We start from the raw sequence: 20,043 nt of genomic DNA, 5'->3' as shown, positions 1-20,043 counted from the left end.
CGCACGCGCCGGGCAAGGCCAGACCATGAACCGCCGCGAATCAGGCGCTCCACCGACGGCCCTTCCCAGACCCGGCCATCTGCGGGGGCATCCTTATAGTTACCATGCCAAGCGTCCGGGCACCACTCCCAGACATTGCCGAGCATGTCGTACAATCCCCAGGGATTCGGTTTTTTCATACCAACTGGACAAGTCCCGGCCAGTTTATGAGGATACTGTTTTTCCTTCCATCCCGTGCTGTCTTCTCCTTTATCCAGGTCAAATTCCACCCCGCTGTTGCCCCCATACCAGGCAATCGGATCCAAGGCCGGGGCATTGCGTTCACCCAAAATTTGAATCTTCCCGGTATACAAGGCCGTGGTGGTTCCGGCCCGGCAGGCGTACTCCCACTGGGCTTCACTGGGCAAGACCAGATCGAGTCCCGGTCGTGCCTCGTTGATCCGCTGCAAAAATTCCTGGACATCGTCAAAACTCACCTTTTCCACAGGCCGGTTCGGGGATTTAAAACGGCTGGGATTCACATCCATCACAGCCTGCCAAAGGGCCTGGGTACAGGGAGTATCGAACAGCCAATACCCCTTTTCGATGGTGACCTCGTGCTGCGGACCTTCATCATCCCACCGCCCTGGCTCACTTTCCGGGGACCCCATCATGAACCGCCCCGGTGGAATCCAGCGCAGACGTTGCAAAACAGGTTTTTCGTTCTTCCTGGCCATAGAAATTCGCGCCCAGAGACCAAAAGCATCCCGTCCCATGGCCTCGGCCCATTTGGGTTGGCTGATTCGGCCAAAGGTAAGGGTTTCACAATCGGTGCGGACCACAAAGGCGGGTGCCTTGGGCAGGGGACATTTGGCTTTCTCTGGACCCTCCCGCAGGCTGAGGAGTATTCCCTCGCCGGTTCCTCCTTGGGTCAGCCCGTAGCGATTCGCTTGCAAGGCGGCTCCAGGGAGAACCGGCTCCGCCCTGGCCTGCCGGCTGGCTGGGCCGGCCTGGCTCACGTGAACTCGGGCACAACGGAAACCCAGGTAGTCGATGCGGGACGCCGGGCCGTACCCGCTGCGGTACGCCGCACGCACGTACCGGGCATCGTCAACCCAGGAACCGCCACGGACCACGCGCCCCCCCCCCGACGGCCCATCCCCTTCCCAAACACGCCCATTCGTGGGAGCGCCGGCGTAGGAACTATGCCAGACATCGGCACACCACTCCCAAACATTGCCGTGCATTTCAAACAATCCCCAGGGATTTTCCGGCAAGCTGGCCACCGGGACCGTCTGTTGCCGAGACTTCCCCTTAGAAGCATTTCGGTAAGGGTGATTACCATCGTAATTGACCTGTGCAGGGGTAATGTTTTCCCCAAAGCTGAATGGTGTCTGCGTTCCGGCCCGACAGGCATATTCCCACTGGGCCTCGCTGGGCAGAACCAGATCCAGGCCGGGTAACTCGCGGTTGATCTGTTCAAGAAACTTTTGCACATCCTCGAAATTGACATTTTCCACCGGGCAATCCGGGTTTTGAAATCTACTGGGATTTTCCTCCATCACCGCCTGCCAAAGGGCCTGGGTGCAGGCTGTATCGAACAGCCAAAAACCCTCGCCTATGGTGACCTCGTGCTGTGGGCTTTCATCATCGTCGCGTTCCGGCTCATCCTTCGGCGACCCCATCAGGAACCGTCCCGGCAGTATCCACCTCATCCGCTGCTGCACATTCCCCAAGGAAAACATGACCCAGGCCCCATAGGCATCCCACCCCCAGGAGTCAGCCCAGGTGGGCGGCACACCCCCTCTCCAAAAAGCTGGAGAATCATTGATATCTGGATAGGGAGTATCAGAAAACTCCTCCACCATGACCTGATCCTGCCGGCTCAGGATTGTGCCCAGATAACTGCCGCCCGTGGTGGCCCCCACCACAATCTGCTCTCCCTGCTGGCGCAGAGGAATGGCAACCGGAGTTTTATGAATTATGGGCAACAGGCGCAAATCAAAACCCGGCGGCAAGGGCTGGTCCGGCTCATTTGGATCATCCGGAAATGCCACCAGAAACATTTTCTGCTGCGCAAGCCTCAATTCTGGATCAGCCTGCTGGAAATACATCGGCGATGCCCGGTGATACAAACGTCGATACCAGGCCGCACCTCCAGGTCGTTGCGCCAATTCCTCGGCCAGTTTTATGAAATATTGCCGAGCTGCTGGCAGGTCATGGTCACGTATGGAAGGCGGAAGTTGTTCTGGAGCCAGAGAGCGAAGTTCCTCACACCAAATTTCCTTGGCCAGACCCGCTCGCCAACGGCGTAGACAATCAATCACCTTGTGTTGCAGGACAGGATCTTCGCGAGCAAATTTTTCCCGCAAACCCGGAACCGCTTCTGGATCCAGGGATCCGGCCACCCGGGAACGACACAGCATGGTCGGATGACACCAGACATCGGTCTCAGTGCCCGCATCAGCCTCTGCACCTAAGAGCAGGCGAATTTCCCGCAACAACCCCGGCTCAATACGAATCGCTGGCGACAAAAGAGTCAACAACCGCTCGGCCCGCGCCGCCAAATCTTCGGCAGAGTGGTGTGCATTCCCAACCCCCCCTTCCCAAGGCAACATGGTCCAGGAGCGCACCCTCCCCGGTAACCAACGCGACACCGGACAAGGTGTCAACACCACCGGACGACACGCCCTGTTGAGCAGGTCGCGACCCAATGCCTCCCAACGCTGCGTCAATGTTGCTGACTGCACCGCCAGACACCCCAGATCCCCCAAAACCACCACCAAGGTACCTGGATGAGGAATTCGATATTTCAGACAAGCACCAGCTTCACCAAAGATGACCGGATCATCCAGTTCATCCAGAATCCGGGCAAATTCGACTCTCTGCTGCGGAAAAAGGGTCGCCAGCCGCACGGCCATCCAATCCTGATCGTCCTGGAAAGGAATCAAACGTTGGGAGCGATCCAGGATGATTTGCACACCGTTCCCCCAGCGTAAATGTCGCCGTCGGGGCAATCGCTCCAATATCCGCCTCTGGACAATCCCGCGAATCACGCCTTCGACATCCAGACTCTTGCCTTCCACCCGTTCCGTAAAACGAGACCGCAAACGGGACGCCAATACACTCCAATGACCAAGCCGTGTGACTGGTGGTGGTTGATCTGGACGAGTATCCTGGATTTCCTGATCGGTTCCGGCTGAAACAACCCGGATCAGTGGACCATGAGCCTTATAGGCAATCACATGCCAAAAAAAGATTGGCGTCACATCTTCTGGATAGACTCGTTTGGGTTCATCGATAATGTCAGGCTCTTGTTTCTCCTCAGAGGACAATGTGAACGTTGGTACATCCGGTTCACGCTGTACCGAACCATATTCATATTCATACCCCAACAGGTTGGCCATGCTTGCCAATCCGGCCTGACCCTCCTTGCCAAGGGCAACGACCAGGTCGGCATAGCCACAACCAGCGCGTGGCAAAATATCTTCTTTCAAAATGTTCATGGGCAAGGCACTTTCCTACCCGGTGACATCTTGATCCCGATTTTTTTTCAGCGTGTATTGGGCCACCACTTCCAACATGTTCAACTGCTCCTTTTCCGTGGTCGCCAGTCCCAGTACGGCCCGCAACAAATCAAGATACTCGGCCTGTCCGGGACGTGGGGTGATCCGGACACTCAGGGCACTCAGCCGGTTTTCGTGCAACATTTTGGCCGCCCGGCGCAACACGGCATCCCTGGCCTTGGGATAGTGTGCCCGACCACGCGCAACCAAAAAATTGACCAACTCCTCCTCATTGTGCGGAAGACGCAAACGCAACACCAGACAACGACGCAAAAAAGCATCCGGCAGGGCACGTTCTTCATTGGTGGTGATGACTACCAAAGGCAACGTTCCCACTGCACGCACCGGCTCGGTACGACCCATGGGAATAAAGGACCTGGATCCCAAAGCTTCCAACAATCCGTTGGGTACCTCTGATTCGGCTTTGTCGATTTCGTCCAGAAGAAAGACACTCCCATTGCTCCAGTCACCCCCATCACGCTGCGGAGGCGACGCAACCGCAATCCGATCAGCCTGCTGCCTGGCATTTTCCCAATCAAACGCCCACCACAATGGGCCAGGATGAAGAAAACGCTCTACCGCCAACTCCTCTCTGGCCTGATTCAAATCCTGGTTCAGGGCACCCACCAGTTGCGCTTCGGCCAGACGTTTGACCGCATCGAAAGACCAGAGCAAATCCCGGGCTTCCGTATGGGAATCGATGACATGTTGGATGAACACCCGCTTCAAAAGCGCGGCAGCAGCCCGTGCCAATTGGCTTTTTCCGGTACCCGGTTCGCCTCGCACCAGCAAGGGCCGGCCAGCCATGATGGCCGCGTTGATGGCGTGGATCTCCTCCACTCCCAATAAATGTACCCGATCAGCCAATCCTGTTTCAGTCGCAAAATTGACCTGACGCGAGGATTGACCAGATTCTGGTAATGCAATGAGATTATTGACGGTCATTTGCCCTCCGGAACAATCAACTTGCGAATTTTCAGGAAAAGAGCATGGTGAGTATCCATAAGATCATGATTTAATTTGATCATCACCAAATCCGGAAACGTACTGGCGATCCATTTCAGCAGATCGTCGAATTTTTTTCTGTCACGTGTATGGATCGAACTTTCATTATAGATGTAGTAAACTCTGTTACCATCCATGCGGCTTTGTCTGAATTCAGTATTCAGGGATCTAATCTGCTGATCACGTGGCTTGCCAACAAAAGTTTCATCGGGAGGTTTGGATCTCTTATATAAATCCTGTAACACAATATCTTGCATATTGTCCGACATTCCGACCTCCGGCAAAAGATCACGAAAATTAGACCCATCTTTCCCAACAGGAAACTTTTCCAGGGATTTCCATAGCACCTGCCGTCTTTCAAGACCGGCCATGACAATCTCGGCAAACGAAACGATCCCGACCGGAATGTGCAACACATCCCCCAATATGCCCCTTCCTGACTCTGCTTGGATAAACTCTTTGCTACTGGCAACATAGATCCAGGGCAGCAGCCTGCTGCTCACATCCCTGATCACTCCCGCACCCGGCATATCACGTTGACTCAGCATATCTTGATAGACCGTGAGCAAAATCTCATGGCCTCGTGCAAAATCAAGGGCAAGCAGCCTGTCGGTCAATCGTTCGCAATCATCTCCTGTAACCTCCACTGCACCATCTGTCATCTTTGGCATCATGCCTGCCAATTTTTTCATGGCAGATGCAGATTCAGATCGAGACAGATCGAAGGCAATATCCATCCGCAATTTATTGAAAAGTCGTTCGGTATCTTTTTTAAATTCTTCTTGATCATCCGAGAATTTTGATTTTTCTTTATCTGCGTCTTGACCCTTGTTTTGATCATCATTTTCCGGGGGTTTCTTGATTTTTTTTCTCTTGCCTGGGGACCTTCCAGCTTTACAGAAATCAAGAAGCTTTTGGTATTCTTCTTCATTTTTTTGGCGATAATCGATGATCAAAAAAACATTCAGAGTATCAGGAATTACACAGTTGTTCAATCTGAGAAAAACAAACCGTTTATCTCTGTTGTTCGGATCACGATTCATGACTACGTTACGTTCATATTCACCCCATTCCGACTGGAAATAATAATCAGACAAGAGCAATACACACACCCGAGATTGTTCCAAACCCTTTCCAATTTCCGAAATAACAGGATCCCCTGAGCCAATTTTCCACTCGTCCAGCCAAACCTTCAACTTGTCATTCTCCAACCGCTCGGCCAACTCCCGAACCACCACCTTGTCCTCGTGGCTATAACTCAAAAAAACGTCGTATTTGTATCGCATAAAATATCACCTGTCCGTCAGAAGCTTGCCAAAATCCCGCAACACATCCTCTGCCTTATCCCAATTTCTGAACGCCTCATTATGCCTGCCGGTCATTTCCAGGAAGGTTTTGGGTGGATTGGCCAGGGCATAAAGCTGTTCGCCATGGTGGAAAGGGATCACCTCATCCTCCCGGCTGTGCATGACGAGCAACGGCACCTTGATTTTGCCGATGCGGGAACGATTGTCATAGAGGGTGTGCGACAACCACCGTACCGGCAGCCAGGGATAGATTTCGGCACCACGGTCCGGGACCGACGTAAAACTCCCTTCCATGATCACCCCTCCGGGTGGATGTCGAACGGCCAGCCATGTGGCCACCCCACCACCCAGGGAGTGACCGTACAGAATGATTTTATGCGCCGGTATCCCCCTGAAACCCGTCAAATAATCCCACGCTGCCTGACCATCGGCATAGGTGCCCGCCTCCGAGGGTTGGCCGGCGCTTTTGCCATATCCCCGATAATCAAACAAGAGTGTAGACCAACCCACCCGCTGAAACAATAAAGATATCTTTTCCAACTGCGAAATGTTGCTCGCATTGCCGTGCAAAAACAACACAACCGGTCCCCCTGCCGTTCCAGGCAACCACCAGCCCTGCAAACGATATCCCTCGCTGGTCAAGGAAATATCCTCATAAACCAATCCCCATTGCGTCGGCGTGGCCTGCATCTGCACATTGGGCCGATACACTTTTTGATCCTGATACAGATACAGATAACCCGCCGCACCGACATACCCCAACAACAAGAGGATCACACCTGCCCTGAGGAATGCAAATATTTTTTGTTTGAATGGTGTCGTCATTTTCAAAAAAACGTCCTATCATGTGGATCAGGGTATCGCTGCCAACCTGTGCGGGAGTACCCCGGATTTGACCCGGTCAATCATACCAGATTCATGGAACTTCCAGTAACGACATCATAACATCATCATGGCAATATGGACATCGAGTGGGACGAAGCCAAGCGCCTGATCAACTTGCGCAAGCACCGAATCGATTTTCGTGATGCTGAAAAAGTCCTGTCAGGCCAGACGTTTACAATTGAAGATACGGGACCCTACGGTGAACAACGTTTTCTCACATTTGGGCTGCTTTACGGTCATGTCGTTGTCATTGCCCATACGGAACGGAATGATCGAACCCGAATTATTTCCATGCGAAAGGCGGTAAAACATGAACGGGAATCATACTTTAACCAATTCTGAAACGGATTGGGAAGCCCTGGATGCCATGACCGACGACCAGATCGATACCAGCGATATCCCCCCGGTCGCCCCGGAACGGTTTGCCCAGGCTTCAAACCCTCGCTTCCTCTTCCAGGTGCATCAGCAAGGAAAACCCCAGACTGGCAAAAAGAATCACGGGCGACCAGGCCGCAATCAGCGGGGATAACCGCCCTCCAACCCCCAAAGCCTCGGTCATGTCGGTCATGATGAGCAGCAGAAATCCGGCCAGAATGCCCACGGTCAGGGAACGGGTGGTGCCACCCAGACGCTGCAAGCGCAAGGCAAACGGAAAAGCCAGGAGAAGGGCCGCCAGGGTCGCAAAAGGATTGGCCAGCTTGCGCTGCAACACCATCCGGTAAAGCGTGGCATCATACCCCTCCTGCTCCAGACGGGCGGCCATCACCCAAAGTCGCCGCACCGGCAAGGCCTCCGGAGGGGGTGTGTTGCGGTCCAGTTGCTCGGTCTCCAGATTGATTGCCCAGGGTTGCTGCCGAAAAGGGCGCGGTCCGGCATTGCCACGAAAATCATGTTCAACGCCCGCAAACAGCCGCCATCCCTCCGGCAGTCGCTCCGCCCGATGCGCATCCAGACGCCCGACCAGATTGAACTGCTCGTCAAATTGAAACACATTGATGCCCAACAAGGCCTGATGCTGCACGGAAACCTGTTCGGCATGAATGATCCGATTGCCGTCGCGCAACCACAAATCCTGGGTATCCCGGGCCAGGGAGAGACGGGAGGATTTTCCCTGAATTTCCTGGGAGAGACGTTGCACCACCAGATTGGCACGCGGCACGACCTGTTCCTGAATCATGAACTGCATCCCCGCCACCAGAATGCCACCCGCCAGAAACGGCCACAACACCCGATAAATGGAAATTCCCCCGGCCCGCATGACCGTGATTTCATTGTGTCGCGCCAGACGGGACAAGACAAACAATGTGGTCAGCAGGACCATGGGCGGCAACAACTGCACCGTCAACGCCGGGATGCGCAACAAAATGACCTGGGATACATTTTGCCAATCGGCATAAGGGGCCTGACTGTAGCGGCGAATCTGTTCAGCACCATCCAGCAGGAAAAACAGGGTGACGAACACCCCCAATACCTGGAAAAAACCCGTCATGAACCCCCTGAGCAGATAGCGAAACAAAACCGTCATGTCAGACATCTCCCCGGGATATGACCCAACGCTTTCCCGGCACAATCCGGATCAAAAAATGAATCGCCGCCTGCACCCGGTCGGCCAGGAAAACCGGCCTGTCGCGGGCCGACTCCCGGAACACATGCCAGGCCAGCAAGGCCATGCCCACATTGGGCAACCAATAGCCCGATATCGGATCCAATATTTGCCGGCGCGCCAAAAATTCCCCCAGAGTTATCAGCGTGAAGTGCCCGACCAGGATCAGGATGGCCAGGATGAAACCATGACTGCGCCGGGTGCGATGACTCTGCTGGATGCCCAGCGGAATGGCCAACAGGCCGAGAATGAGCGTGGCCATGGGAATCGCCAGTCGCCGCTGCCACTCCATCCGGGCGAGATGAATACGCTCTTCTGAACCGACATGCAGCGCCCGATAGAGCGCCGGTAACGTATGGATGGCAATGGAACGAGTCTCCGGATCATCCGCAGGCGTCGTCCCGTCCAGACCCAGATCAAGATCGAAGGTGGCAAAATCCATCCGCCGCAAACCACCATCGGCAAGCTGCATCTGCCGGCTCCCCTCCTCCAAGTAGAGCGCCATGTGTCCTAAAGAGTCCTGATGCAAACGCCCCCTGCGGGCAACGATGGTTTCCGGCTCCCCCCGCCGCTGGTCGTGAATCAAAATACCGGAAAGAATCCGTTCCGTACTATTTTGTTCGACCACATACAGGGTGAGACCCGGCAGGATTTGTTGAAAGGTGTTGCTTTTGATGGCCAGGGTGTTGCGGGTCAGCATGACCCCCTTCATCTGGTAGAAGAGCTGATGCGCCTGCGGTACCGCCACCCAGTTCAACCACAGGGAAAAAACCGTGGCCAGGAGAACGAGAATTGCAATGGGCCGGGCAATTTGGTAGAGACTGAGTCCACTGGCACGCATGACGACAATCTCGCTCTCCTGGGAAAGATGACCCAGAGCCAGGAGAATCCCCAACAACAGAGCCATGGGGAGCGTCGCCACCAGAAATTTCGGCAAAATCAAAATGGTCATGTGGAGCAGGACGCCCAGGGCCAACGTGCTGTCGATCCACAGATACATCAGCTTTACAAGTTGCGGCAGAAGGATCAGAAAGGTCAACACCAGGAGGGCCAGCGCGGCCTTCAGGGTGCATTCTGCCAGCAAATACCGGGAGAGTCGCTTCATGGACGGGTCACCTTGCTCCCCTTGGATCACACGGGCACCAGTGCAACACATGTGGCAAGACCCGGGATGATATCGGCATTCGCCGCCCAATCTCAATTCAAAATGAACACAATCGACAGGGTCGGGACAGGGCAGTCACGGTGAACCCGGGCGACAAGGTGGAGAAAAGGCGGTCATGATGAACACAATCGACAGGATGGAGAAAGGGCAGTCATGGCTGAGCGCATGTTGAAAATCGAGGTGGATACCGGAAAAATTCCGGACTGGTCCGGGGAGTGTCTGGTCGTGGGAATCTACGAAGGCCGCCATCCCCAGGAGGCCCTGAAAGCCTGTGGCCCGGATGTGGAAAAAGCCGTATGCCAGGCCCTGGACGCCAAATGGATCAGCGGCAAACCCGGTGATGTTTTGCTGCTGCCCCACGCCGGAAATGAAAATCCGAACATGCGCGCCATCCTGCTGGTGGGCCTGGGCAAAAAAGAGGATATCTCCCTGGAGCGATTGCGCTCCGTGGGTGGCACCCTGGTCGGGCAGGCCAAAAAATCTTCTTTGGCAACGCTGTTGTGTGCCATCACCCTGGATCACCACGGCATCAAGCGGGCCGCTGCTGCCGAGGCCCTGGTGGAGGGTGTGCTACTCGGCGGATATCGCTTTGAACTTTATCGACAGGAAGCCCCCGAAGCCGAACGTTTTCAACCCCAATCGCTCACCCTGGCCGTGCGCAAGGAGGATGTCGATGGCATCCGGGAACGCATCAACCGGGCGCGGGCGGTGGTGGGAGGCGTTTTCCTGGCCCGTGATCTGGGCAATCACCCCGCCAACGTCGTCACCCCCGAATATCTGGCCAATCAGGCCCGTCAACTCGGCGAAAAATACGCTCTTCGCACCACCATCCTGAACGTGGAGGAGATGCAGGCCGCCGGCATGCAGGGCATTCTGGCCGTGGGTCAGGGAAGTTGCCATCCCCCCCGCCTGCTGGTCCTGGAGTACCGCAACGCCGGCGAAACGCCCCCCCTGGCCGTGGTTGGCAAGGCCATCACCTTCGATGCCGGGGGCATTTCGCTCAAACCGGCGGAGAAGATGGAAACCATGAAATATGACATGTGCGGCGGCGCGGCGGTATTTGGCTTCATGCAGGCCGTCGCCGAAATGAAACTGCCCATCAATGTCGTTGGTATTGTCCCGGCAGCGGAAAACCTCCCCTCGGGCACGGCCCAGCGTCCCGGAGACATCATCAAGACCGCCAAGGGAATCCATGTCGAGGTGATCAATACCGATGCCGAAGGCCGCCTGATTCTCGCCGATGCCCTGCACTACGCCGAACGCTTCAAGCCCCGCTATCTGATCGATCTGGCAACCCTGACCGGGGCCTGTATCGTGGCCCTGGGGTCCGAATGCAGCGGTTTGATGAGCAATGACAAATGCCTGTCCCGGTGTTTGCGGCGGGCTGGCGAAGAAGCCGGCGAACGACTCTGGCCGTTGCCATTGTTTCCCGAATATCAGGAGCAGATCAAATCGGATGTGGCCGACATCAAAAATGCCGGAACCCGGGATGCCGGGGCCATCATGGGGGGGTGTTTTCTTTCCCGGTTTGTGGAGAAGGGCCGAGCCTGGGCACATCTGGACATTGCCGGAACCGCCCAGGAAAAAACGGGCCGCCCCCATGTTCCCAAGGGAGGCTCGGGGGTTGGGGTGCGTCTGCTCTGCCGCTTTGCCCGCAAGTACATGGACTGATGGCCAGAACCACGCCGGACACGCCCCCCACGGTCCGCTTTTATCAGGCCGCTGGGGGGGAGTTTTTCCAATTGATTGCCAGGCTCGCCACCAAGGCCGTGGAACGAGGCCTGCGGCTTTTCATCGTCGCCGCCAACCCGGAGCATGCCCAACTCCTGGACCAGCACCTGTGGTGCCACCCTGAAAACAGCTTTCTGCCGCACGGTCTGGAGAGTGAACCAAACCCGGAGCTGCAACCCATTCTGATCGGGACCACCCCGAATGACCAGAATGGAGCCACGGTCCTGATCGTCGCCAACTCTCTTCCTCTGTCCAATCCCGGTCAGTTCGATCTGGTGGTCGATTTTGCCTTTGCCAGCAACCTGGACCCAAGAAACCATCTCGCCAGCCGGCAACGTTACAGCCACTATCGAAATCTGGGTTGTACCATGGAATATTGGGTCCAGAGTCCTGCCGGAGGTTGGGAGAAAAAAATTTGATGGTTATGGCATATCTGAACCGATGAACAAAAAATCCTGCCGATTTTGATTGCAAATGTGCGCTCAGTCAGTCAAACTGGTCTGAACTGGTCTAAATAGGTACAAACAGGAGATTCCATATGGAAGTCATTGGTGCTTTCGAAGCAAAAACCCACCTGTCACAAATTTTGGACCGGGTAACCCGTGGTGAACAGTTCACAATTACCAAACATGGGCATCCTGTCGCCGTTCTGCAACCCGTACACCCCACAATGAAGACCAGAGTCAAGGATGTGATTGGTGCCATGGAGGCATTCGGTACCCAACACACCACGGGCGACGTTGCCATTCGTGACATGATCGATGAAGGTCGGCGTTGATATGCAACGGTTCGTATTGGACGCTTCGGTAACCCTGAGTTGGTGCTTTTCCAACCAACAAACAGATTACACTCAGGAAGTTTTACGCAGTTTGCACCATGCAGAAGCACTTGTGCCATCAATCTGGATACTTGAAGTCAGCAACGTTCTCCTGGTTGCCGAGAGACGCAACATGTTGCTCCCTACGGCATCCTCCCGGTTCATCTCCCTGCTGGACTCTTTGCCTATTGTCGAGATTGCAAGCCGCCGTGATGCCATAACGAGTTCCATCATGAACCTGGCCCGGACCAACAATCTGACATCCTACGATGCAACCTATCTGGAATTGGCCATCCGGGAGGGCATTCCGATTGCGACGCTGGATAAGCCATTGCATCGAGCCGCCGAACAGATAGGCGTTGGCGTATTTTTTCCTGTCAAAAACCTCCGAGATCAATGACCGGAATCAATGACAAGCCGTTGCATCGAGCCGCCGAACAGGCATGCGTGGCACATTTTTTCCTGTCAAAAACCGCCGAGATCAATGACTGGCATAAAAAGCCTCCAGCAACCGGAGCAGATCGCGCATATCCTGACAACCGGCCGTTTCGCGCACGGAGTGCATGGCCCAGGTGGGGAGGCCCAGATCGACCCCTGGAATGCCCAGACGCGCCGACAGGGTAGGGCCGACCGTCGAACCGCAGGGCATGTCGGCACGCACGGTAAAATCCTGCAAGGGAATGGCATGGCGGGCAGCCATGGCCCTGATCCGGGCCGCAGTCGAACCCAGGGTGGCGTAACGCTGACCCGCATGGTGCTTGACAACGATGCCGGCATTGATGTGCGGGGCATGATTTTCATCCTGGCGGGCAGGATAGTTGGGGTGATAACCGTGGGCATTGTCAACCGAGAGCAACAGGGAACCCGGCATGGCCCGGGCCAGCAACACGGCATCGGGACAGATGCGGGTCAGCAGGGTCTGGAGAAAATTGCCGGCAGCTCCGGCCATGGAGAGAGACCCGGTCTCTTCATGATCGAAGAGTGCGCCCATGCTGATCGTCGTCGTCTGAAGGGGATCGAGTCTGGCCAAGGTCGTAACAATGGCGTAGACCGACAAAAGATTATCCAGACGGCTCCCGACGATCCATTGGTCGTGCAACCCGGCCAGAGAGGCTGGTTGGGTGTCGTAAAGTTGCAGATCCCAATCCAACAAACGTACCGGCAAGGCCTGTGGATCGAGGCGGGCCACTTCACCTGCAAACAACTCGATGAAAGGTTGCCTGAGGGATTCCTGGCCACTCCCTGATTGGCCTGGAGTCCACCAGAACGGGGCTGAAAGTTCCTCGTGGGGATTGATTTTTTGTTCGTCGGTACCGGTCCGTTGCAGATGGATGGCCAGATTGGGAATCCGGGTCACCGGACGCCCGATATCCACCAGGAGATTTTTTTCCACGCCAAGATGGTCAAGATAGTAGATGCGTCCGGCCAGGGATAAATCCCGATCAAACCAACTTGAAAGGATGGCTCCGCCATAGACCATGAGATCGAGCAGGAGGTCATCCTTTTTGCGTTTCAGGGGATTGGGTTTGACCTTGAGGGTGGGGCTGTCGGTGTGGGCCGCCGCGATATGCAAGGGCACGGGATGCTCCATCCGGGTGGGCAGGACAAAGGCCACCAGGGAAGCATCGCTGCGCGTAACCACATAACGTCCCCCGGGTACCAGGTCCCAGGCAGCCTCTTCGCGTACCTGTTGAAAGCCATTCGCCAACAACAAACGCACACCAGCCTCAACCGCATGAAACGGCGTGGGGGCTGCATTGAGAAAACGAAGCAAATCTTCCATATCCGTTCCCGTTTTGATATTGCGAGAAGGGGTGACCAACTCCACTTCAGCCATTCCAGCAAAGGAATGATTGTGGAGGCACTGGTACCGTCAACCTGGATACTCGCAGTCAGTCACGTCCTTTTGGTTACCGAAAAAAACGACCAGAAGTTGCGTACTATCCATCGGGCCAAGCCTCCTGCAAGGCATCCAGGAACAAGGCGTTCAGAGGCTCCACCGGCGGTCTGTTGAGAGACGATGGCACTTGAGCCGCTTCATGCCGGGCAAACTCAGTTTCCAGAAAGTCGCTGAGGAGCGGAATCCGTGGTCCCCTGGACAATTCATCACCTGCCATCTTTGCTTGCAACAAGGTCCCAATAGCGTCCAATATCTCGCGTTGCTCAACCACGGTTTCGACCATGGTCTGAAACAGAGTCGGGACTGGGCCCAACCCCCTTTCCAGCCAACGCACAGCCAACAAGGGACGGAGTACGTAAAGATATTTTTTGAGCCAGACCTCATCTCCACGCAGATACTCGCGATAGTTCCCTTTGGCCATATGCAGATAGTGATGCCAGGAGATGCAAATCCCCAGGCCCGACTGCCGGATTCACATGCAAAGAGGATCCTTACCCCTTCATGATGTTCTATCTCTTCCAGTTTGGCCCGAATCATTTTTTCCATGTCGTGTTGCAACCATATCTGCCGTCTGTTTTCCAACCCGTGAAAGAAGTCCGTGAAATTCATCGTCAATCGCCGGATGATGATCCTACACCGTGCGATTCCGTCATTCCACCTTCACCCGGAATTATAGGAACATCCATGGCCCCCATCCATCCTCGACAGCAGGCGCATGCCACGTATCCTGGGTGAGTGCGATCCCCTTGATAGCGCACGTTGGCCCATCGACGCCCCCCGTTCTTGAAAAAAAGCAGTTGGTGAATTCAGGAATCACACGGCAGGGTGACAAGGGTCAGAAATCTGCTATAGTGAAGGGATTTTTGTGCAATTTGCCTTTGACCGGAGACCCCCCTGACCCATGGACAAGACGGAACCCTCTCTGCAATCGCCTGAACCGCAGGTACCCGACAATCACCGCCCGGCTTGTGGAAGTTACGTTCCCGCCGACTTTCTGGTTCGCCTGGAAGAGACCCGCGATGCCGAGCGGCAGGCATTGGAGCGCTTGTTTCTCGAAAATCTGCGTGCCCACCGGGCGGTCAATCGGGGAAAAAACTGGTTTCGACTCTTCATCGCGGTCTACCTGATCGCGTTGTTGCTCTTGAACATGCCCGAGGTCAGCAAGGGGATGGAACTCCACACACTCTCCACGGATGAGAAGCACACCGCCGTGGTGGATATTCGGGGTCCGATCCTGCCGGAAACCGAATACAACGCCGACAACATCATCGATGGCTTGAAGGCCGCCTTCGAAGACAAAAAAAGCCGTGGCATCATTCTGCGCATCAACTCCCCCGGCGGCAGTCCGACCCAGGCCGGCATGATCTTCGACGAAGTGATGCGTCTGCGCGAAAAATATCCAAAAATTCCGGTGTATGCCGCCCTGGAAGACATTTGTGCCTCGGGAGGATATTACATCGCTGCCGCTGCCAAGGAGATTTATGCCGACAAGGCCACCCTGGTGGGGTCCATCGGCGTGATCATGCAATCCTTCGGCGTCAAATCCGTCATGGACAAAATCGGTGTGGAAAGCCGCACCCTGACCTCCGGGGAACACAAGGCTTTCATGGACCCGTTCGCGGATTTGAAACCCGAAGAAAAAGCCCATGCCCACAATCTGTTGGCCAAGATACACCAGCAATTCATCGGAACCATCCGCAAAGGTCGCGGTGATAAGTTGAAAGGTTCCCAGGAAAAATTGTTCAGTGGTCTGTTCTGGACCGGTGAAGAGGCCGTCCCCCTGGGATTGGTGGATGGTCTGGGGACGGACCGCTGGATTGCCCGGGAGCTGATCCGGGCCGAAAAAATCGTTAATTATACGCACAAGGAAGATTGGATGACGCGCGTCACGGATCGACTTGTTCATTCCACGTCCGCCGCTCTGCAATGGCGGCAGGGATCTCCCTGGCGATGACACCGCCTGACGGACACGGGAATTTTCCCAACTGTTTGACCATCGCATCGACCCCAAAGGAGAACGACATGTTAGAGGCCTATCGCCAACACGTTGCCGATCGCCAAAAAGAAGGTGTACCCCCCTTGCCCCTGGATGCCGAACAAACCCGGGCACTGGTGAAGATGTTGCAGAATCCCCCCGCCGGCGAGGAAAAATTTCTCGCTGACCTGCTCGCCAACCAGGTTCCCCCCGGTGTGGACGATGCCTCCCAGGTCAAGGCCGAATTTCTCGGCCAGGTGGCCAATGGCAAAGTCTCCTGCCCGGTGATCAAACCCGCCGATGCCGTGCGTCTGCTCGGTTCCATGATGGGTGGCTTCAATGTTCAACCCCTGATCGACCTGCTGGACAATCAGGCCCTGGTCAAGGATGTCGTGGCCGCCTTGTCGAATACCCTTCTGGTCTATGACAAGTTTGAAACGGTCGTTGCCAAGGCCAAAAACAATGCCAACGCCAAACAGGTGTTGCAAAACTGGGCCGATGCCACCTGGTTCACCTCCCGGGCGGAACTTCCCGAGACCGTCACCGTGACGGTCTTCAAGGTGGACGGCGAAATCAACACCGATGACTTTTCCCCGGCCTCCGAAGCGTGGAGCCGGCCAGATATTCCAGTCCATGCCAAATCCATGTTGATCAACCGGAAACCCGGCTCTCTGCCGGAGATCGAAGCCTTGCGCCAAAAAGGTCATCCGCTGGCTTTCGTGGGCGATGTGGTGGGAACCGGTTCCTCGCGCAAATCCGCCGCCAACTCCCTGATCTGGTGGATTGGACAGGATATTCCCTACGTTCCGGGCAAAAGGACCGGGGGCGTGGTCATCGGTGGCACGATTGCCCCCATTTTCTTCAACACCGCCGAAGATTCGGGCATGTTGCCGATCCAGTGCGATGTCAGTCAGTTGAAATCGGGTGATTTGATCACCATCCACACCAAAACCGGCACCATCACCCGGGATGGCCAGCAGGTCTCCTCCTTCCAACTGCAACCCCGCACCCTCCCCGATGAATTCCGGGCCGGTGGCCGGGTCAACCTGATCATCGGTCGCAAACTGACCGCCAAGGCACGGGAAGCATTGGGTCTGCCGGCTTCCAACCTGTTCATGCAACCCAGTGTGCCACCCGACACCGGCAAGGGGTATACCCTGGCCCAAAAGATGGTCGGCAAGGCCTGCGGGCTGCCCGGCGTGCGGCCAGGCACCTACTGTGAACCGGCCATGTCCACCGTCGGTTCCCAGGACACCACCGGTCCCATGACCCGCGATGAAATCAAGGAGCTGGCCTGTCTGGGCTTCTCTGCTGATCTTGTCATGCAGAGCTTTTGCCATACGGCAGCCTATCCCAAGGCCGTGGATATCAAAACCCACAAAACCCTGCCCGGATTCATCACGGATCGGGGCGGTGTCGCCCTGCGGGTCGGGGATGGCGTGGTCCACTCCTGGCTGAACCGGATGGTCCTGCCCGATGCGGTCGGTACCGGCGGCGACTCCCACACCCGCTTCCCCATCGGCATCTCTTTCCCCGCTGGCTCAGGTCTGGTCGCTTTTGCCGCTGCGACCGGCATCATGCCCCTGGAAATGCCCGAATCAGTCCTGGTCCGCTTCAAGGGCCAGATGCAACCCGGGATCACCCTGCGGGATCTTGTCAATGCGATTCCCTGGGTCGCCATCCAGAAAGGGTTGTTGACCGTCGCCAAGAAAGGCAAGAAAAATATTTTTGCCGGCACGATCCTGGAAATTGAAGGGCTGCCCAATCTGCGGGTCGAACAGGCCTTTGAGCTGGCCGATGCCTCCGCCGAACGTTCGGCAACTGCTTGTACCGTGCGTCTGGCCAAAGAGCCGGTCGAAGAATTTTTGCGCTCGAACGTCACCCTGTTCAAAAACATGGTCAAACAGGGTTATCAAAGTGCCACGGCCCTCAATCGGCGCATTGCCCAGATGGAAGCCTGGCTGGCCAACCCGGTCCTGTTGGAACCGGATGCCAACGCCGAATATGCCCACATCCTTGAAATCGACATGAACGAAATCAAGGAACCCATTGTGGCCTGCCCCAATGATCCGGATGATGTCAAACTGCTCTCGCAGGTGGCCGGCGACAAGATTGACGAAGTGTTCCTGGGGTCCTGCATGACCAATATTGGTCATTTCCGGGCTGCGGCACGCATTCTCGACAGTGCCCCGCCGGTTCCCGGGCGGATGTGGGTTGCACCTCCCACCCGCATGGACGAAGAACAACTCGTGGAAGAAGGCATCTACAGCATTTTCGGCAAATCCGGGGTGCGGACCGAAATTCCCGGCTGCTCCCTCTGCATGGGCAACCAAGCCCGGGTGCGCGACAATGTCACCGTCTTCTCCACCTCCACCCGCAATTTCGACAACCGGATGGGCAAGGGGGCACGGACCTATCTCGGCTCAGCCGAACTGGCCGCCGTCTGTGCCATCAAAGGGCAGATTCCCTCAGTGGACGAATACCTGAATCTGGTGCGGGACAAGGTGGAACCCAAGGCCAAGGATACCTACAAATATCTGAACTTCCACCTGATCAAAGATTACGAAAACCGGGGCGTCGTCATTCCCATCCAGAAGGGTTGAGCGGCATCCCTGCCTGATTTCTGTTCAGCAGCAAACTTTCAGAGAGGGGCTTTTGCCCCTCTTTTTTTTGGTTGAAACCGGGCATTTGATTCAATGAAAAAAACCAGCTTTTCAACCGGCTTTATGGACTTCTTTAAAAACGTCATCCAACAAGTGTGCGTCAATGGCTCGGTCTATCCATACATCCAGGGTATCCAGATTGGCAGCAAGGACCTTGGACTCAACCCAGGCAGGCAGGTCAGGAAAACGACGGCGAAGAATGCGCAGTAAAATCGCGGCCTCTCCTTCCTGAAGCTTCAACACCAAATGATGCCCGAATTTTGGCAAGGAGAAAAGTTCCTCATCGGGTGTTACGTCTACCAACCAGTCAAGCCATTCCTTTCCAAGCTGGGAGACGTACTCGGGTGTAATGTCTTCTGTTTCTGGAATACCCAATGCACCTTTCATCTGCAACCTCCATAGGCCGACCATGATTCGTTCAAACTTTCATAAACGCCTCTTGGTCCGACAGGTTCAAAGGCAAACCGCTCAAGAAAATCCTTGTGAGGAGTCGTGGAGCTGACGATGACGCTCCGCAGCTGATGTCGCTCCAAACGGGCGGTTTCCAGGTACAAGGTGTCATATACCGCGATCTGAGACAGGACACCTTCATGCAGGCTTTCGGTAACCTTGATTTCGATCAGAATGTGGTCTGTATCAAGATCCCACAATCCGTCAGCCAGGAACACACGCTGTTCTTCTGTCCACCCACTGGCATGGCGCTGGATCAAGATCAGATCTGCCTTGGGCGGCAGGGAGACGACCTGAACTTCCGAACACACATCGATGCCAACAGGTTCCAACACCATTTTTAGCGTTGCGCCGACCAGACAGTGCCAGCAGGTTTTTGTTGCGAGAGTATTCAAGAACGTTTGTTCCTTCTTGTTCCATCCTGCGAAAAACGGTTGCCGTTCGAGGGCAAAGGTTCCAGTGGCACATACTCGCCGTCCAGGCCGAGGATGCCAAGCCAGGCGGAAACAGCAACTCTGGTTGCGAATTGTCCGGCATTCCACCTTTGCAGTCCACCATAATCCGCAAAGGTGATCCCACCAAAATACCCAATGGCGGGTCGGACAAGTCAAACGGAAGGAGCAACCCTCGCTAACTTTCGACCAAGGCTTGATCGGATGATCATCTCCTGGGAAAATGTTCAAGATGATAAAATGTTTGATTTCCTCAGAGAAGAATATGCATGCAGCCACGGTCAAAAAAGAACTGGACAAACTGGGCAACCCTGAGCAGGCAGCCCAATTACGACGTTTTTTCAAGACTGGACCGGGAGACTATGGCGAAGGGGACCAATTCATCGGCATTCGCGTGCCGGAGCAACGGCGCATTGCCAAACGTCACCTGGACCTTTCATTGACAGAGACGGCTGATTTGCTGACCAGTCCGATCCATGAACACCGCTTGACCCATCTTCGCAGCTTTTCCCATTTTTCGAGCTGCTTTTGAGATGATTTCAAGC

At 55.4% G+C, this 20,043-nt stretch carries 17 protein-coding genes and 2 pseudogenes; 8 read left to right on the top strand and 11 right to left on the bottom strand.

The window, feature by feature from the left end; all coding sequences use genetic code 11:
- The 5 genes and pseudogenes from HQL65_15240 to HQL65_15220 form a co-directional block, all read right to left on the bottom strand.
- On the bottom strand, nucleotides 1-755 hold a 755-nt coding region (locus HQL65_15240; GenBank protein ID MBF0137588.1), incomplete at its 3' end, for a formylglycine-generating enzyme family protein.
- A gap of 237 nt (nucleotides 756-992) precedes the next feature.
- Nucleotides 993-1,847: pseudogene (locus HQL65_15235) on the bottom strand (formylglycine-generating enzyme family protein).
- Between the two features lie 1,653 nt (nucleotides 1,848-3,500).
- Nucleotides 3,501-4,490 (bottom strand): AAA family ATPase, encoded by a 990-nt coding sequence (locus tag HQL65_15230; protein ID MBF0137587.1) that lies wholly within the window; start codon nucleotides 4,488-4,490, stop codon nucleotides 3,501-3,503.
- Entirely contained in the window at nucleotides 4,487-5,836 is a 1,350-nt protein-coding gene (locus HQL65_15225) for a toll/interleukin-1 receptor domain-containing protein (GenBank protein MBF0137586.1), read from the bottom strand. Before HQL65_15225 ends, HQL65_15230 begins: the two co-directional genes overlap by 4 nt.
- Nucleotides 5,837-5,842: 6 nt before the next feature.
- Complete coding sequence (locus HQL65_15220) at nucleotides 5,843-6,682, bottom strand: alpha/beta hydrolase (GenBank protein ID MBF0137585.1); 840 nt, start codon at nucleotides 6,680-6,682, stop codon at nucleotides 5,843-5,845.
- Nucleotides 6,683-6,817: 135 nt separating this feature from the next.
- Between HQL65_15220 and HQL65_15215 the strand changes: the two genes are divergently transcribed.
- Complete coding sequence (locus tag HQL65_15215; GenBank protein ID MBF0137584.1) at nucleotides 6,818-7,084, top strand: BrnT family toxin; 267 nt, start codon at nucleotides 6,818-6,820, stop codon at nucleotides 7,082-7,084.
- Nucleotides 7,085-7,175: 91 nt separating this feature from the next.
- Here the strand turns inward: HQL65_15215 and lptG are convergent, their stop codons facing one another.
- Nucleotides 7,176-8,267 (bottom strand): LPS export ABC transporter permease LptG, encoded by a 1,092-nt coding sequence (gene lptG, locus HQL65_15210; GenBank protein ID MBF0137583.1) that lies wholly within the window; start codon nucleotides 8,265-8,267, stop codon nucleotides 7,176-7,178.
- Nucleotide 8,268: 1 nt separating this feature from the next.
- Nucleotides 8,269-9,450: an LptF/LptG family permease gene (locus HQL65_15205; GenBank protein ID MBF0137582.1), complete on the bottom strand. Its 1,182-nt coding sequence runs from the start codon at nucleotides 9,448-9,450 to the stop codon at nucleotides 8,269-8,271.
- Nucleotides 9,451-9,675: 225 nt separating this feature from the next.
- On the opposite strand from HQL65_15205, the gene HQL65_15200 reads away from it, so the two are divergent.
- From HQL65_15200 to HQL65_15185, 4 genes are all read left to right on the top strand, one after another.
- Nucleotides 9,676-11,181: a leucyl aminopeptidase gene (locus HQL65_15200; protein ID MBF0137581.1), complete on the top strand. Its 1,506-nt coding sequence runs from the start codon at nucleotides 9,676-9,678 to the stop codon at nucleotides 11,179-11,181.
- Nucleotides 11,181-11,660 (top strand): DNA polymerase III subunit chi, encoded by a 480-nt coding sequence (locus tag HQL65_15195; GenBank protein MBF0137580.1) that lies wholly within the window; start codon nucleotides 11,181-11,183, stop codon nucleotides 11,658-11,660. Before HQL65_15200 ends, HQL65_15195 begins: the two co-directional genes overlap by 1 nt.
- Before the next feature lie 119 nt (nucleotides 11,661-11,779).
- Entirely contained in the window at nucleotides 11,780-12,019 is a 240-nt protein-coding gene (locus HQL65_15190; GenBank protein ID MBF0137579.1) for a type II toxin-antitoxin system prevent-host-death family antitoxin, read from the top strand.
- A 1-nt stretch (nucleotide 12,020) separates the two neighbouring features.
- Nucleotides 12,021-12,458, top strand: a complete 438-nt coding sequence (locus tag HQL65_15185; GenBank protein MBF0137578.1) for a type II toxin-antitoxin system VapC family toxin — start codon at nucleotides 12,021-12,023, stop codon at nucleotides 12,456-12,458.
- Between the two features lie 81 nt (nucleotides 12,459-12,539).
- On the opposite strand, the gene HQL65_15180 is transcribed toward HQL65_15185, so the two are convergent.
- A complete protein-coding gene (locus HQL65_15180; GenBank protein MBF0137577.1) occupies nucleotides 12,540-13,841 on the bottom strand; it encodes a M18 family aminopeptidase in 1,302 nt (433 codons plus the stop codon).
- Between the two features lie 157 nt (nucleotides 13,842-13,998).
- Nucleotides 13,999-14,504 (bottom strand): annotated as a pseudogene (locus tag HQL65_15175) (nucleotidyltransferase domain-containing protein).
- Nucleotides 14,505-14,859: 355 nt separating this feature from the next.
- Here HQL65_15175 and sppA point away from each other — a divergent pair.
- Together sppA and acnB are read left to right on the top strand one after the other, a co-directional pair.
- Entirely contained in the window at nucleotides 14,860-15,912 is a 1,053-nt protein-coding gene (gene sppA / locus HQL65_15170; protein MBF0137576.1) for a signal peptide peptidase SppA, read from the top strand.
- Between the two features lie 68 nt (nucleotides 15,913-15,980).
- Entirely contained in the window at nucleotides 15,981-18,536 is a 2,556-nt protein-coding gene (gene acnB, locus HQL65_15165) for a bifunctional aconitate hydratase 2/2-methylisocitrate dehydratase (protein MBF0137575.1), read from the top strand.
- A 111-nt stretch (nucleotides 18,537-18,647) separates the two neighbouring features.
- On the opposite strand, the gene HQL65_15160 is transcribed toward acnB, so the two are convergent.
- Both HQL65_15160 and HQL65_15155 read right to left on the bottom strand, forming a co-directional pair.
- On the bottom strand, nucleotides 18,648-18,983 hold the full coding sequence (locus HQL65_15160; GenBank protein MBF0137574.1) for a hypothetical protein: 336 nt from the start codon (nucleotides 18,981-18,983) through the stop codon (nucleotides 18,648-18,650).
- Nucleotides 18,980-19,441, bottom strand: coding sequence for a hypothetical protein (locus HQL65_15155; protein ID MBF0137573.1), 462 nt, complete (start codon nucleotides 19,439-19,441; stop codon nucleotides 18,980-18,982). The genes HQL65_15160 and HQL65_15155 overlap by 4 nt, the downstream gene beginning before the upstream one ends.
- 322 nt (nucleotides 19,442-19,763) lie before the next feature.
- Here HQL65_15155 and HQL65_15150 point away from each other — a divergent pair, with 322 nt between their 5' ends.
- Entirely contained in the window at nucleotides 19,764-20,030 is a 267-nt protein-coding gene (locus HQL65_15150) for a DNA alkylation repair protein (GenBank protein MBF0137572.1), read from the top strand.
- Nucleotides 20,031-20,043 lie beyond the last annotated feature (13 nt).

The organism is Magnetococcales bacterium, from assembly GCA_015228935.1.
GTDB lineage: Bacteria > Pseudomonadota > Magnetococcia > Magnetococcales > DC0425bin3 > HA3dbin3.
The sequence above is the reverse complement of the archived record's forward strand: the minus strand, read 5'-3'. Positions and strand labels throughout refer to the sequence as shown.